This window comes from Elizabethkingia argenteiflava, assembly GCF_009904105.1.
GTDB lineage: Bacteria > Bacteroidota > Bacteroidia > Flavobacteriales > Weeksellaceae > Elizabethkingia > Elizabethkingia argenteiflava.
In genome coordinates this window covers 1-225 of record NZ_JAAABJ010000219.1, presented here as the reverse complement: position 1 = coordinate 225, position 225 = coordinate 1, and the positions used below count along the sequence as shown (strand labels likewise).

Annotated in this window: 1 pseudogene; it reads right to left on the bottom strand. The window is 28.9% G+C overall.

The features are described from left to right. Positions 1-225, bottom strand: a pseudogene (locus tag GNY06_RS15465) (IS5/IS1182 family transposase); the annotation flags it as partial.

The following is a 225-nucleotide window of genomic DNA, read 5'->3' as shown; positions in this document are numbered from 1 at the left end:
TATATAATTCTTCATCAAAATAATAATAATTCTTGGCTGTTTTATTATTCCTGAGATTGGTTTTAATATTGGCGATTATTTTTTCTTTTTCTAACATTTGTCTTAAATTCTCACTGTCAAATCCTGCTTCAGCATTGAGAAACAATCCTTTATGATCTATTTCTGCTTCGCTTAGAAGGGACAGAATTTCTTTCAAACTACCTTCTATTTGGTATAAATCGTGAT